The sequence below is a fragment of the Streptomyces sp. NPDC058145 genome, assembly GCF_042884245.1.
Taxonomy (GTDB): Bacteria; Actinomycetota; Actinomycetes; order Streptomycetales; family Streptomycetaceae; genus Streptomyces.
On the sequence record NZ_JBHVUH010000001.1, the window covers coordinates 894,364 to 909,278 of the forward strand.

Below are 14,915 nucleotides of genomic sequence, written 5' to 3' on the forward strand. Positions count from 1 at the left end.
CCCATGAACCATGACGACCCGCGCGTCCCAATCAGCGCGGACGAGCAGATGGACCAGGCCGTGGCGCTGGTCAGCACGGTGCTGCCTGCGCCCTTTTCCGCTCCTCTTCCGACCGAGGCGGTCGCGGCCTCGGTGCCCCCGCTGCCCCAGGCGCTGCCGGCGCCCCACGTCCCTCAGAAACCGCAGGTCGAGCCGGATGCTTCAGGTCCCCACGAGACCTCGGAAACGCAGGTCCAGCCGCAGCCGCAACTGACCCCAGATCCCGCCCCGGTACGGGCCGCGCAGCCGACCCCCGATCCGTCGGCGGTGAACCCCGGCTGCGCGTGCGGCGGCACTGCGCGCACGTTTCCCGAGCACATTGGCAGGCGTCCCCCCGCCTATCCGCCGTTCCCGAAGAATAAGCCGGCCGTCGCTGAGGACGATTTCGCTGCCTTCACCCCGGATACCGTCGTCGATGGTCTCACCCTGCCCGGACTGGCCGTGCTGGGCGCGTCCATGCGGGGGGATTCCCATCGGTGGGAGGGGACCTGCCGCCAGGACGCGATGGTGTTGGCTCGGATTGGCGAGGGCAACGAACAGTTGCTGGTGCTCGCGGTCGCGGATGGTGTTGGTTCGTCGAAGCGGTCCCACGTCGCTTCGCAGGAATTGACTCACGCCGTGATCAAGGCTTTGGACACGATGGCCCGGGACCTCCACAGCCTGCTGGCGGCCCAGGACCATCAGATGCTCATCGCTGCCGTCAACAGCGCCATCGGCGAGGCCGTGCCCCACTGCCTTAAGAAGTGGGCGGCGAAGACCGTGGGGTTCGACGAGGGGGACTACGCCACTACTCTGCACCTCCTTCTGGTGCCCACGGACACCAAGATCCGGGACAGAGTGTGGGTCAGCATTGGTGACGGCGGTTTGCTACGTCTCGTCGATGGCGAGTGGCACGGGTTGGAAGGCCAGGACGGTGGAATCGCCAGCACGAGGACGACCGCCCTGCCTTCAACCCGTTATGCCGCGGTCGTCCTGCTTCGATCCGACCCGGGCGAAGTGCTGCTCCTCGGAACCGATGGAATCACCAATCCGATCAACCAGGAACCCGAGTTCCGTGCGCGTCTGGCCGCCTACTGGGGTACCGGCGAGGTCCCGACCATGTCTGAATTCCTCAGGCAGGCGCAGCTCCGCGCCAAGACGTACGACGACGACCGCACGGTCATCTGTGTGTGGGAGGGGGTGGCGGGCCGATGACGGCCGAGGACGGTCAGGATGTTGCGAAGTCATCGCTCACTCTCGGCGCCAAGATGGGCAGCGGCGGTCAGGGCGTCGTGTACCTAGCCAGCGATGGCCTGCTTTTCAAGGAATACAAGAACCCCGCCACCGTGAACGAGAGCGCCCTGGCGACTCTCCCCGCGTTCCGCCGGGCACTGTCTGACCCGGAGCGCGCCCATCTGGATCGGATCGCTGCTTGGCCGCTGTGCCGTGTGTCGGACGGAGGCCGTTCGGTCGGCTTCCTCATGCGCAATGCACCGGACGTGTACAGATGGCAGACGCCGAACGGCAAGTCCAAGCTCCTACAGCTGCAGCACGTGCTTTACCCGGAGAGGCCCGCGACGAAGAATGTTCGCCGCCCGTCTCCGGAGCAGCGGCGCGCACTGGCCATGGCCTGTGCAAAGGCCGTCGACTGGTTCCACAGCACCAGCATGGTCATCGGGGACATTTCCCACGCCAACATCCTGTGGTCTCTGCAGCCGGAGCCGATGGTTCACTTCATCGATTGCGACGGCTTCCGTCGTGTTGGAGGAGCGTCGGTGCAGATCCAGGCCGACACCCCGGAGTGGGGCGACCCGCACACCCCGTCCGCGCGGGCGAGCGTGGACAGTGACGCTTTCAAGACCGCCCTGGCTGTCGTACGGATCCTCGCCGAGGACCCGTACGTCGTCCCGGGTGACCCGCTCAGATTCGTCGCCGGCTGCCTCAACGACCGCCAAGAGTCGGCCGTCCGCAGCCTTTTCGAGCAGGCGGGCGGCCCGGCCGGCACTAGGCCAAAGCCGAGCGAGTGGTGTAACGCCATGAGCGACCGCGGCACCATCCAGCTCCGCGCGGCGCAGCCCAGACAGCGGCCCGTCGTCGATACATCCGTCCTGGACGGCGTCCGCGATCGCAGGCCGATTCAGTTGCGCCGTGGGTAGTGGCCGGGGGCTCAGGCGGGACCTCGACGGGCTGTTCCACGAGTATGGGTCCACGCATAGTCGACAGCTCGTAGCATAAGCATTGCTCTGATGAGAGCGGCGGCGCTGCCATGCGAAACGTCGAGGCTGCGGGGGCTATGTGAGGACCATTGGAGCACTGCATGGTTGTGCGGAGAAGCACCTGCAGACCTACACAGATCCCCGGGGGCCCAGAGCCTTCCGCACGTATGACTGGCAGGGCGATCCGGGCCGATTGAGCCCGTTGGACTGTCTGGCCCCGGCCCTGCTGAGCGTTCGCATGGGTTACAAGCAGGTAGTGCCGTTGTTCCACCCTGATGGCCCGGGTGCTGAAGTCCTGCAAGCCATGGAAGCGGTGCTTGCGAACAAGGGGTGTGCGACAGCCGACTTCTTGGACGTGACGCTGGATCCGTCGACGGGACCCTGGTCTCTGGTTGATCGAGCACTAGTGGCCACAGGTGAAGCCGGCGGTAAGGGGCTCTCCAGCTTCAAGGCCGTTGCCGTCACCAAGATCCTCCACCGCAAGCGGCCTAACCTAGTGCCGATTTTCGACAGCAGCATCTACCGGTTCTACCTCGGCCAAAAGCCAGTTCCCGGTGCCTATAAGGACACCCCCCGGCGCTTGTGGCCGCTCCTGCAAGCAGACCTACGCCGTCACCGGGGTTGGATCCAAGACCTCATCGTCCCCATTCGTACGCCTGACGAGAGGCCTCTTAGCCTTCTCCGAGCGGCAGACATCATAATTTGGGAACACACGGCCAGCGGATGCGCCGCGTGACGGTGCCTTGCTGACACTTGAGGGGCATGTTCGCCGTTGCGTGAGCACGCCGGACCACTGTCTTCTACCCTGCTGATCGTGTCGTTACCTGGATGCAGGTGCCTGTGATGCAGCAGATGTGGGGTAGTGAGCGTCGCCGAACGGCGATCGGGCGGATGGCGTTGTCGGTGCCCGCGCGTCAGGCGCTGGCGGACCGCCAATTGCTACCTGAGCGGACGATCCTCGACTACGGCTGTGGCCGTGGTGACGATGTTAGGGCTTTGGAGCAGTTGGACTGCCAGGTGGCTGGGTGGGATCCGTATTACCGCTCCGATACCCAGCTGGTCGCCAGCGACGTCGTGTTGCTGACCTACGTGTTGAACGTGATCGAGGATCCGGTCGAGCGTCGGCAGACCTTAAAGCAGGCGTGGGAGCTGACCTCGACGCTGCTGGTTGTCTCAGCCCGGCTGACCTGGGAGAAGTCAAAGGTCCAAGGTCAGCAGTTCGGGGACGGTCTGCTGACGAGTCGGCAGACGTTTCAGCATCTATATGCCGCGAGTGAGCTTCGGGAGTACGTGGAGCAGGTGACCGGCGCGCGGGTGGTGGCGGCCGCGCCCGGAGTCGTCTACGCGTTCCGGGACGAGGGCGCCCGTCTGAGCTATCTGGCGCAGCGTGTGATCCCGGATGCCGAGTGGCTTGCTTCCGAGGACACTGCCTCAGCGGTGAGTGCGGTGGTCGACTTTTTCGAGCGCAGGGGGCGTCCGCCGCGGATTGAGGAGATGCCGCGGACCGTTGCGGAGCTCTTGGCTCATCTGCGGCCTGGCGACGTCAAGCGCCTGGTGCGGGATGGTGCCGATCCTGAGCGGGCCTCTGCGGGGGCTAAGCGATCGACGTTGAACACGTTGCTCTACTTGGCGGTGGAGCTGTTCAACGGGCGCGGGCCGTTCGGGAGTCTGCCAGTGGGCTTGCAACAGGACGTGCGCACGTTCTTCAGTTCCTACAAGGAGGCTTGTCAGCGGGCTGACCGACTGTTGTTGAAGCTCCGCGACGACGGCTATGTGCGCAGTGCCATGAACGCCTCCGTTGCCGGCAAGGTGACACCGACGGCGCTGTACGTGCATCGACGCGCGCTGGAGCGGATCCCGACGGTCTTGCGCTTGTACGAGCACTGCGCGTCGATCGCTGCCGGTCGCCCGGAGCAGTGGACCGTGGCCAAGCTCAGGCACCAAGGGCGAGCTGTGTCGTGGCTGGACTACCCGGACTTTGACAAAGATCCGCATCCGCGGATCCGGTCCTCCTACATGGTGGACCTGCAGACGCTTGAAGCTTCCCATCTCTCATACGAGAGCTCGGCCAACCGGCCGCTGCTGCACCGCAAGCACGAGTTCCTGGCACCAGATGATCCGGACGTGCCGCGATACCGCCGGTTGACCGAGTCTGAGATGCGGGCGGGGTTGTATGAACAGCCGCACCTGATCGGGACCGAGAACGGCTGGGAGGCCGAGCTCGTCAGGTGCGGTCGGCAGCTGCGCGGGCACCGGCTGGTGCGTCGCTCGGAGGCGTAGGGCTGGTCAACCTTCCTGAGGCTGCATGCTGGCGATGGTCTCGGCGAGCGGGAGGGGATCGAAATCGGCTGCCTGGGAGGGGAACCAGGAAAGACGCAGCCCGTTCGCAGCCACCGCGTCGTCCAGGCCCATCGCCTGAAGGACATGGCTGGGGGTGTAAGAGGCGCTGGTGCAGGCCGAGCCGGTGGCGATGGCGACCTGGTCTTTGAGGCGGACGATAAGTGCTTCGGCATTCAGCTCATCGAAGCTGACGTTGAGGATGTGGGGGACGCTGTGCTCTGGGTCTCCGTTGAGGCGGAAGCGCGTCGCGCTGAGCGCAGCAAGGATCCGTTCGCGCATCGCCTTCGCCTCCCGCTCCCACGTTGCCCGGCTCTCGGTGAAGATCTTCGCGGCCTCGCACAGACCCATGATCAATGGAACAGCGAGGGTGCCGGGGCGCAGTTTGCGCTCCTGACCACCGCCGAACATGATCGGCTCCAGCGGCACCTTGTCCCATCCCCGCCGACGGGTGACCAGAGCCCCGACGCCCTTCGGGGCGCCGATCTTGTGGCCGGAGATGCTGATCAGGTCGATGGGCGCCATCAGGTCGGCGGGGACCTTGCCATAGCCCTGAGCGGCGTCGACGTGCAGATAGGTGGGCGTGACGCGCAGCTTCTCGGCGAGTTCGGCGACCGGCTGGATGACGCCGGTTTCGTTGTTGACGTGCATCAGCGACACCGCCAGGGTGTCCGGACGCAGCCGCTCCAGCACGGCGTCGGCAGTGATGCGGCCGCTGGGGCCGGGGGAGAGGAAGTCGACCTCAAAGCCGCGGGTGTCGCGTAGGTGCGTCAGCGGCTCCAGTACCGCCTTGTGCTCGATGGCGGAGGTGATGATGTGCTTGCGCCCCGTGAGCTCGCCGTGCGGCGCCAGTCCGAGCAGAGCGATGTTGTTGGACTCCGTCGCCCCGCTGGTGAAGATTACTTCTTCCGTTTTGGCGCCGACGGTGCCGGCGATGAAGGAACGCGCCTGTTGCACCGCCTTCTTGGCGCGTGCACCGTACTCGTGGGTGCGGCTGCCGGCGTTGCCGAAGTCTTCGGTCATCCAGTGCAGGACGACCTCGGCGACTCTGGGATCCACCCGCGTCGTCGCCGCCACATCCAGATACGCCACCACGGCGCTCACCCGCCTCTTTGCACGCTTCTACAACAGGTCGTACGTCAAGTGATTAACGTACACGGTGGGACCTCAGTGCATGAAGCCGCCACCTCGGCATCCGGACACCGTACTTGCGATGTCTGTTCCTGCCGCTCTGTGAGCTTCAGACGCACCGCCGGGGAGTGGGACGTCATCTTCCGCGCCTGGGTACGTCGAGACAAAGGTGACGTACGTTTCTCAGGAGACGTACGGGCACGCTAGAGTGCACGGGTGCAGACTGAAGTGGCGAGTAAGGCTGCGGGGCGGGTCGTCTCGCGAGTGTCGAATGGCTTTGAGTACACCTTCCCTGCGATCCGCGGGGTGCAGGCGGGGCGGGAGTTCTATGCGTCGATGTGCCCGCTGCGGCTCATCCCGAAGATCTTCCTCTTCGACGAAGATGATCTTTCCGCTGACCTGAGAGCTCAGCGCGTCCTGAACAAAGGACGCCTGCCGGCGCTCGCCCGCTACATCCTGGACAACCCCGAGGACTACGTGTTCAGTGCCCTGACCGCTTCCGTGGACGGGGACATGGTGTTCGAAAGCCAGGGCGCAGAAGGTGCCGCGCACCGGACGGGGCAACTGCGCATCCCGATGGATGCACGCTTCCTCATCAATGACGGGCAGCACCGCCGCGCCGCCATCGAGCTTGCGTTGAAGGAGAACCCCGATCTGGGGGACGAGACCATCGCCGTGGTCTTCTTCCACGACACTGGGCTCGCCCGCTCTCAGCAGATGTTCGCCGACCTCAATCGGCACGCCGTCCGCCCGGCGCGCTCCATCGGTGTCCTCTACGACCACCGGGACGTCAACGCGCAGATCACCCGTACCCTCACCGAACGCTCGGGCATCTTCAAGGGCTTTGTGGAGATGGAAAAGAGCACCTTGTCCGCCCGGTCCCGCAAGCTGTTCACCCTGAGCGCCTTGTACTTCGGCAACCAGTCCCTACTCCAGGGCCTCGAGTTGAAGCAGGAGGAGGCCAGCCGGCTGGTGCAGTCGTTCTGGGAGGCCATGGATGCGGCGCTGCCCGAGTGGGCGATGGTGCGCGACAAGCAGCTGTCCGCTCAGGAAATGCGCCGGGACTTCATTCACAGCCACGGAATCGCCCTGCATGCCCTCGGTCGTATCGGCAACTCCCTCCTGCGGGAGTCCACTAAGACAACCGCGTGGAAGAAGCGTTTGGCTCCCTTGAAGCACGTGGACTGGAGTCGAACCAACACAGACTGGGAGGGGCGCGCCATCGTCGGCGGCCGCGTCTCCAAAAGCCACCAAAACGTGACACTTACCGTTAACTACCTGCGCAAGCATCTGGGCCTGGAGCTGAGCCCAGAAGAACAGCGCGTGGAAGACGCATACCTGCGAGGCGAGGCATGACCACCATCCCCCTCAACCTCGGGCTCACCCCCGTACGCCGCAAGCCCTTCAACGGCCGCTCGCTGGACGAGGTCGTCACCGAGCTCACCGAGGAGATCCGCGAGCTCTACACCGCCGACCAGGTGCCCTGGGTCATCGGCTACAGCGGGGGTAAGGACTCCACCGCCGTCCTGCAGCTGGTGTGGATGGCCCTCGCAGACCTGCCCGCCGAGCAGCGCACCAAGACCGTGCACGTTATCTCCACCGACACCCTCGTGGAGAACCCGGTCGTCGCCGCCTGGGTCTCGGCTTCTCTGGGCACCATGCAGGACGCGGCGCAGACGCAGAGCCTGCCGATCGAGCCGCACCGCCTTACGCCGGAGATAAAGGACACCTTCTGGGTGAACCTGATCGGCCGCGGCTATCCCGCCCCGCGCCCCAAGTTCCGCTGGTGCACCGAGCGACTGAAGATCAAGCCGTCGAACAGTTTCATCCGCAGCGTGGTCGCTGCCCACGGCGAAGCGATCATGGTGCTGGGCATTCGCAAGGCAGAAAGCCAAGCCCGCGCACGCGCCATGGAAAAGCACGAGAAGCGACGCGTACGCGACCGTCTCTCCCCCAACGCCAACCTGCCCAACTCCCTCGTCTACAGCCCCGTTGAGGACTGGACCAATGACGATGTATGGGAGTTCCTGATGCAGAAGCCGAACCCCTGGGGCTACAACAATCAGGACCTGCTCACCATGTACCAGGGCGCCTCCGGGGACGGCGAATGCCCCCTCGTGGTCGACTCCACCACTCCCTCCTGCGGCTCCAGCCGCTTCGGCTGCTGGACCTGCACCCTCGTCGAGCAGGACAAGTCCATGTCCGCCATGATCCAGAACGACGAGGAGAAGGAGTGGATGCTCCCGCTGCTGGATCTGCGCAACAAGCTTGATGCCCCCTTCGGCCATTACCAGGAGGGCGACCCCGACCTCCCGCCCGGCCGCAAGGCACCCTTCCCGCGCCCAGACAAGCCGGCCCGTGACTTCCGTCGGATGAACGGCAAGGTGATGCTGTTCAACGACGGCGCCATCCACGGCCCCTATCTGCAGTCCTACCGCGAAGACTGGCTCAAGGAGCTGCTCCAGGCGCAAACGTGGATCCGTGCCCACGCCCCCGAGCACGTGCAGAACATCGAACTCATCACGCTCGACGAACTCCATGAGATCCGCCGGATTTGGGTGTTCGACAAGCATGAGGTCGAGGACAGCTTGCCGCGGATCTACCAGGAAGCCACCGGCGAGCCGTTCCCGGGTGGACCGTTGGATGAGCAGATTGTCATGGGCTCCGATGAGATGGACGTGCTCAAGCAAGTCTGCGACGGAGACGACCTGCACTACAACATGGTCCGCGAACTCCTCGCCGTCGAGCGGAAGTACCGCACCATGGCCCGCCGCTCCGGCCTTTTTCAGGCCCTCGAGCAAGCTGTGCAAAAGGGCTACTACGACAACCACGAAGACGCCGTGGAATTCGCTACGCGCAAGAAAAAGTGGCGTGACGACATCGCCGAGAACCTGACCTTCGACGACGAAAACGAACTCGATGCTCCTGCGTAAGATCACCCTCGAAGAATTCGGGGCCTACCGCGGCAAGCAGTCTCTCCACCTCACCCCCAAGAAGAACAAGCCGATCATCCTGATCGGCGGGCTGAACGGGTGCGGCAAGACGACCCTGCTCGACGCCATCCAACTGGCGCTTTATGGTAACCGTGCACGCTGCAGTGGGCGCGGAACCAAGGCGTACGAGACGTACCTGCGGGAGAGCATCAACCGCAAGGCTGACCCCAGCCGCGGCTCTGCCATCACCCTCGAGTTCACTGTCATGACCGGTGGACAAGAGCACTATTACCGTGTCGTCCGCAGCTGGCACATCAGCGGCAAAACGCTCAAAGAGTTCCTCAACGTCTACGTCGACGAGACCTACGGCGAGCGGGTGAAGACTCAGCGCAACGCGGCGCCGGAAGGGAAGTTCAACCGGCTGCTCAGCGAGGGCTGGGCCGACCATGTCGAGTCACTGCTGCCGCTGGAAATCGCCTCCCTCGCCTTCTTCGACGGCGAGAAGATCGAGTCGCTGGCCAACCCCGAACGGGCGGCGTCCGTCATCGAGTCGGCCGTGCACTCTCTGCTGGGTGTCAGCACCGTCCAGCAGCTGCGCAACGATCTTCTGGCCCTGCAGCGACGCCAGAAACTTTCCGACGAAGAACAGCACCTCCTGGACAACATTCGCACGCAGGAAACCGAACGCGATGCGGTGCAGTCCCAATACGACATCGCTCACCAAGAGCTCGCCCAGTCCCGCAGTGAGCTCAGCAAGGCGCTACGCAAGCTGGAGAGCCTGGAGAAGGCGTTCGCCAACGAGGGCGGGGAGCTGTTCACACGGCGCGTCGAGCTGGAGAACGACAAGAAGCAGGCCCTTGCCCAGCTGGCCCAAGTGCGTGCGGAGCTCACGCAGCTCGCTGCTGGACCGCTACCACTGCTGCTGGTCAAGCCTCTCCTGGACGACGTGCGCCAGCAAGCCATGAGCGAGCAGGAAGCCCAACAGTCAGCTCAGGTCCTCGATGTCCTGGAGGAACGGGACCGGTGGCTGCTGGAGCTGATGCCCGACACCGTCCGCGCCGAGGTCATCAAGAGTCTGGACGACGACCGCGCCGAGCGCGCCGCCAAGACGCGGCTGCCGGTGGATCTGCGCCTGCCACAAGATGCGCTGGCTCAGCTCACCGTCCTCGACGAACTGCTCCAGCGGGATACCCAGCGCTCCACACAGCTGTTGCACAGCGCCGCTGAACTAGCTGAACAGCTGGATCAGCTGGACCGGCAGCTCGCCGGCGTTCCCGCCCAGGACAAGGTCGAAGCCCTACAAGTGGCCCGCGACGAGCAGATCGTGGAGGTTGCCCGTTGTGAGGCCGCCTGCGACCGCGCCGCGGCCAAGCTGGATGACCTCAAGCGGCGTCGTGAGCACGTGACCACCCTGCTGGAGCGCGCCCATAAGGAGTTCGTCCGCACCAAGGTCAAGGCGGAAGAAGTCGAGCGGATCATCAAGTACTCCGAGAGGGCTCGCGACACCCTCGAACGCTTCGGTTCCGCGCTCCTTGGACGGCACATCAGCCGGCTTGAAGTGGCTGTCCTGCAAAGCTTCAGGGCCCTCATGCGCAAGCAATCTCTGGTGCATGATCTGCGTATCGACACCGACAAGTTCACGCTCACCCTCGCTGACGCTGAGGGCGAGGCCATCGACCCTGCGCGCCTCAGTGCGGGAGAGCGCCAGCTTCTGGCCGTCTCGCTTCTGTGGGGCCTGATGCGGGTTGCCGGCAACAGGCTGCCCAGCGTGATCGACACCCCCCTGGGACGTCTTGATAGCCGTCACCGTGAGCACCTCGTCGACCGCTACTTCCCCAACGCCAGTGACCAGGTCCTCCTGCTCTCCACCGATGAGGAGATCGACGAGTACCTGCTAGGCCGTTTGAAGAAGTCCGTCGCCCACACCTACACACTCGTCCACGACGATACTGAGTTCACCACCAGCGTTGTCGAGGGCTACTGGTGGAACGCAGGAGTGCAGCATGTCGGTTGACAACGTCCGCCTGTCCCAGCCTGCCAAGGACCGGTTGATTTATCTCAAGCGCACCACCGGCATCACTCAGTGGAACGTGCTGTGCCGCTGGGCGCTGCTGCTGTCGTTGAAAGATTCCTCCACGCCCTTGGTGAAGGACATCGTCACCGACTCCAACGTTGAGATGAGCTGGAAGACCTTCGCCGGCCAGCACGGTGACCTCTACCTGGCCCTGCTTAAACAGCGCTGCGTCGCCATAGGCGAGGAACCTACCGACGAGAACATCCAGCGCATCCTGACCGTTCACCTGCACCGTGGCATCGGCTACCTCGGTGCTGACAAGCAGATGGCCACGATCGAAGGAATGGTCGGCGCCGTCGTGACGTGACTGTCTGATGCGCCTCTTATCGATCCCCCCATGGAGTCCGTCCTGGGGGGATCGGCGTATCTGCCTTCCCGAGCGGCAGAGTGCTGCCGCTGTAGCGCTACCCCGCCCTGTTGTCGACGGCCCGTCCCGACAACCGGGGTCCAGGCGATGGGCTGGCGCTTCCTGCCTCGTGCCCAAAACTTGGCGACTCCTCCTGATATATGGCTTTCTCCCCGCAGGATCCGCAGATCATGCCGTTGCTCAGGTGTAACGCTCCTGGAACTGCGCCTGGCGCAGGCGACCTTCATGTGGTCATATTGTGAATGGTGTAATGCTCAAGCACTTCGAGGTGGGGTGAGGTGTTGCCGTCTCCGTCGGGGTACGGCAGGTACGCGAGTCGCACCGGGATTCGCAGGCAAGTCTGTCGAGGTCTGGGTGGAGCGGTTGGCGCCCCTGTGTGTACGGCAGTTGACGGCCGCCGTTCCCGCAGGTGCCAGGCCCTTAGGTGAGGTGGAAGGTTGCTGGCGTCGCCCGTGCTGCGCTGGAGGCGGCCCGGGGCGCCTAGGCGAGGCGGGCTAGATCACGAACCGGTATCCATGGGCAACCTTGCAGGAGCCCTGTGTGTCAGTGTGATCGCCTACGCTAATTTTTCACAAACGGCTGATGGTGCAACCTGCGGGGGTGCTGTCGCGTCCGGGGGAGAGGGTCAAGGATCAGTGCAGGTATACGCCAAGGTCCCTAGTGGTGCTCCGCTGCGATACGGCATCCATGCGCAGACGAGTTGGGTGGGCATTTCCTCGACCCGATCGCACCATGCGAGCGGTCTTGCTCAGGGAAGCGTGGTCGGGCTGAATAGTTCCCTACGCGTGGGTGAATGAGGACATTGGCCTTGAATACTCTCTCGCATAGCCGCTACTCCATGCTGGACGTCGATGAAGCACCTGAGGTTCCTGGTCTGTATGCCTGGTATGTGAGCTTTCGGGCGAGTCCGCATGACTGGAAGATGCAGCCGAGCCCACAGGGCGATCAAGCCATCGACGGCTTCCTGCGGTTGCTCAGAAGGTATGCGGGCTACTACGAACCGCTGCCCATCACCTTGCGCGGACGCGGTTCCTACGGCGCCGCCTGGGAGGGCGACCTCGAGCTGGATACGCCGCTGCGCCAACCCGATGAGGAAGCGGATGCCTCCTCCGCGGAAGAGGACAAGCGACTAGCGATACTCATGGACTCGCTGGACAGCCAGGAGCGACGGCGGGTGATGGCCACCATATTGGAGATGGCCTCCCCGGTGTTCTCCTCACCGCTGTACATCGGCGTGGCGGAGAACCTGCGCGAGCGTCTGCGCACCCACCGCCGTGACTTCACCAAGGCGTACGACTGGCTGCGTGAGCACCCTGAGGACGCCGCGGAGGTTCGCGCGAAGGGAAGGACGTTCGGCGCGCGAGCGGCTGCTCGCAACATGACCATGCGTCAGCTCGAAGCCTGGGTGATCGATCTGGGCGATCAGGAAGACGGCGCTGTGACGCTCAAGCATCTGCGCCACACTGCACAGTCAGCAGAGTGGCTGCTGCACCGGCTGTACGCGCCGATTCTCGGAAGGCAATAGGGAAACGATGTTCGGCTCTGGAACCAAGCTCACGTTCCGCGACTACGTGCAGGGGACGTGGGGCACGTTCACCACCCCGGCGGGCCGGGTGGACTACATCATGACCAAGGCACGGCTCGGCGAGGAGACCGACGATCCCGAGCGCCAGCTCACCAAGAGCCTCGCCCCCGTCCGTGAGGTCATGGAAGCCGGCGATCTGGACTTCAACCAGCTGCTGCAGCGTGACCTGGACGATCACCGCGTGGCGGTCAAGCTGATTCCCTACCTGCTGGATCTCAAGCCAACCGGACCCGCGTTTCTACCGCCCATCGTTGCCGTGCTGCTGCCCTTCCGCAGTAAGCGCCCCTCCTACTTCGAACCGTTGGGCCAGCCCAACGTGGTAACCGACGACGGCGCCCAGTGGCAGCAGGAGCAGGCTGGCACCGCGTTCCAGGTCCAGCGCCTGGTCGGAGCCAACGACCGTCTGCACCCGGCCAGCGTGGGCAAGTTGTGGTGGAACAAAACTGAGGCGCAGATGGTCGTCCTCGATGGCCAGCACCGCGCCATGGCTCTTTTGGCCATCGAACGTACGATGACCAAGAGTTGGCAGAACTCCGGTGGTGCCCGTTTTCGCTCCTTCTACGAGAACCAGGTACTCCAGGCACTCGATGACTTCGGCGATGTCGACCTCAGCCGCATCGAAGTTCCGGTGACCGTGTGCTGGTTCCCCGACCAGACCGGCGAGGACGCCCGGCCCCATGAGGCCGCACGCAAGCTGTTCGTGGACGTCAATAAGGAAGCGCGTCCGCCGTCCGAATCCCGGATTATCCTGCTGTCGGACGCCGAATTGAGCAATGTGCTCACCCGCCGAGTGCTCAGCGAGATGCGCAACGACAAAAGCGACTCGCTGCTGCCCATCTACGCGGTGGAGTACGACAACCCCGAGGTCAACTCCACCCGCCCGGCCCGGTGGTCCGTGCTGACCAACATCCACCTGCTGAAGTTCGCCGTCGATCGCTGCGTCTTCGGTCCCCCCAAATACCTGCGGAACGTTGCCCAGAAGATCGGCGGCCGGCTCAGTCAGACGGAGCTGGACGCCTTCATGCAGGAACAGCTCGACCTCGACCACCTCCTGCCCGACCAGCTCGAGGAAGGCGGCGTCACCTACCAGCGCGACAAGATCGGCAACACGGCGTTCCCCCTCGGCTGGATGGACGCCATCAGCGACCAGTTTGCCGCCACGTGGGGCCGGGCGATCCTCACCCTCCTCTCGCACACCGCGCCCTACGCCGCCCATGCCACGGCGCTGACGCAGCTGAAAGAGGACTGGCACATAGACGACACGGGTCTGACCCTTGCTCACGACGCCCTGTTCAGCGGTGTGGGTGTGTTCTGGACGCTGCGCGACAGTTATGAGCACTACCTGGACGAGAAGACCGCTGGCAGGAAGACGACCAAGTCCGATGTGATTAGGGCCTGGGAAGCCCTGAAGGGACGCGAAGAAATCTTCGAAACCTACCGGGCCCAGGCATATTTGGACTCTGGTCGCAACGCCGCGCTCAAGCAGTCGAAGGCTGCATACGCCGTGTTCAACACACATGCCTGCCAGCTAGGCATGATGATGACCCTGGGGTCGCTGTGGGAGCTGCGCAAGGCCCAGTCCGGCGGCGCTGACATCAAGGACCTGCCGCAGTTCGCGGAGGCGCTGGTGAAGGCGTGGAACGCTTACTTCGCTCTAGAGGCGGGTAAGGCCAAGGACCGCAGGCTCGCCTTCAACAAGATCGAGATCGCCCAGCCCCTGAACCAGATCGCCAACATGGACACCCCTCAGGCGGTCTACTTCCGTTACTTCTGGTTGCAGATACTGGACACCCCTCAGGCGTGGACGTACATCTCCGACTGGTTCACTGACCGGACCGAATTCGAACACAAGCTCGGCACCGCGCGAGCCCTGTACCTGAGTCTGTGCCAGGACCAGCAGCTGAAGGCCCTCAAGACCAGCCGACCCGGCGTCGCTGAGACGAAGCTGCGAGGAGAGGCGGAAAAGGCCGCCCGTGCCGCGCTCGGCCGCGCCCTCAAGGAGTGGTTCTACGGCTCTGACGAGCCGTACCAGAATTGGCTGGCACAGATCGACCAGCAGGGGGTGCCCGCGCAGGAGCCGCAGGACGCGGTCGCGGAAAGCGGAGACGGTGCAGCCGACGCCGAGGCGGCCGAAGACGGGCCGGTGACCAGTGTGAACGATCTTCTGAGTGAGTGAGTCGTGCCCGGCGGCTGGGACGAGAGGGAATTCTCTGTCGCCGGCACCGCAGCGGGTTCAGCGGCAGGAACAGGGTGG

General features: G+C 64.3%; 11 protein-coding genes. 10 read left to right on the forward strand and 1 reads right to left on the reverse strand.

Annotation, left to right across the window (positions count from 1 at the left end; all coding sequences use genetic code 11):
- Positions 1-3 precede the first annotated feature (3 nt).
- The 4 genes from ACFVVO_RS04155 (at position 4) to ACFVVO_RS04170 (ending at position 4,514) form a co-directional block, all read left to right on the forward strand.
- Complete coding sequence (locus ACFVVO_RS04155) at positions 4-1,233, forward strand: protein phosphatase 2C domain-containing protein (RefSeq protein WP_390051494.1); 1,230 nt, start codon at positions 4-6, stop codon at positions 1,231-1,233.
- Positions 1,230-2,174, forward strand: a complete 945-nt coding sequence (locus tag ACFVVO_RS04160; RefSeq protein ID WP_390051496.1) for a hypothetical protein — start codon at positions 1,230-1,232, stop codon at positions 2,172-2,174. Before ACFVVO_RS04155 ends, ACFVVO_RS04160 begins: the two co-directional genes overlap by 4 nt.
- Before the next feature lie 139 nt (positions 2,175-2,313).
- Complete coding sequence (locus ACFVVO_RS04165; protein WP_390051498.1) at positions 2,314-2,970, forward strand: DUF6308 family protein; 657 nt, start codon at positions 2,314-2,316, stop codon at positions 2,968-2,970.
- A 107-nt stretch (positions 2,971-3,077) separates the two neighbouring features.
- A complete protein-coding gene (locus tag ACFVVO_RS04170; protein ID WP_390051499.1) occupies positions 3,078-4,514 on the forward strand; it encodes a DNA phosphorothioation-associated putative methyltransferase in 1,437 nt (478 codons plus the stop codon).
- Between the two features lie 6 nt (positions 4,515-4,520).
- Here the strand turns inward: ACFVVO_RS04170 and dndA are convergent, their stop codons facing one another.
- Positions 4,521-5,675, reverse strand: a complete 1,155-nt coding sequence (gene dndA / locus ACFVVO_RS04175) for a cysteine desulfurase DndA (RefSeq protein WP_390051501.1) — start codon at positions 5,673-5,675, stop codon at positions 4,521-4,523.
- A gap of 243 nt (positions 5,676-5,918) precedes the next feature.
- On the opposite strand from dndA, the gene dndB reads away from it, so the two are divergent.
- From dndB to ACFVVO_RS04205, 6 genes are all read left to right on the forward strand, one after another.
- A complete protein-coding gene (gene dndB, locus ACFVVO_RS04180; protein ID WP_390051503.1) occupies positions 5,919-7,058 on the forward strand; it encodes a DNA sulfur modification protein DndB in 1,140 nt (379 codons plus the stop codon).
- Entirely contained in the window at positions 7,055-8,635 is a 1,581-nt protein-coding gene (gene dndC / locus ACFVVO_RS04185) for a DNA phosphorothioation system sulfurtransferase DndC (protein ID WP_390051504.1), read from the forward strand. Before dndB ends, dndC begins: the two co-directional genes overlap by 4 nt.
- On the forward strand, positions 8,622-10,649 hold the full coding sequence (gene dndD, locus ACFVVO_RS04190; RefSeq protein WP_390051506.1) for a DNA sulfur modification protein DndD: 2,028 nt from the start codon (positions 8,622-8,624) through the stop codon (positions 10,647-10,649). The genes dndC and dndD overlap by 14 nt, the downstream gene beginning before the upstream one ends.
- Positions 10,639-11,016: a DNA sulfur modification protein DndE gene (gene dndE, locus ACFVVO_RS04195; protein WP_390051508.1), complete on the forward strand. Its 378-nt coding sequence runs from the start codon at positions 10,639-10,641 to the stop codon at positions 11,014-11,016. The genes dndD and dndE overlap by 11 nt, the downstream gene beginning before the upstream one ends.
- Positions 11,017-11,914: 898 nt before the next feature.
- A complete protein-coding gene (locus tag ACFVVO_RS04200) occupies positions 11,915-12,601 on the forward strand; it encodes a hypothetical protein (RefSeq protein WP_390051510.1) in 687 nt (228 codons plus the stop codon).
- Between the two features lie 7 nt (positions 12,602-12,608).
- Positions 12,609-14,837 carry a hypothetical protein gene (locus tag ACFVVO_RS04205; RefSeq protein ID WP_390051512.1) on the forward strand — a complete coding sequence of 743 codons (2,229 nt, stop codon included), beginning with the start codon at positions 12,609-12,611 and terminating at the stop codon, positions 14,835-14,837.
- The last annotated feature ends 78 nt before the right edge of the window (positions 14,838-14,915 follow it).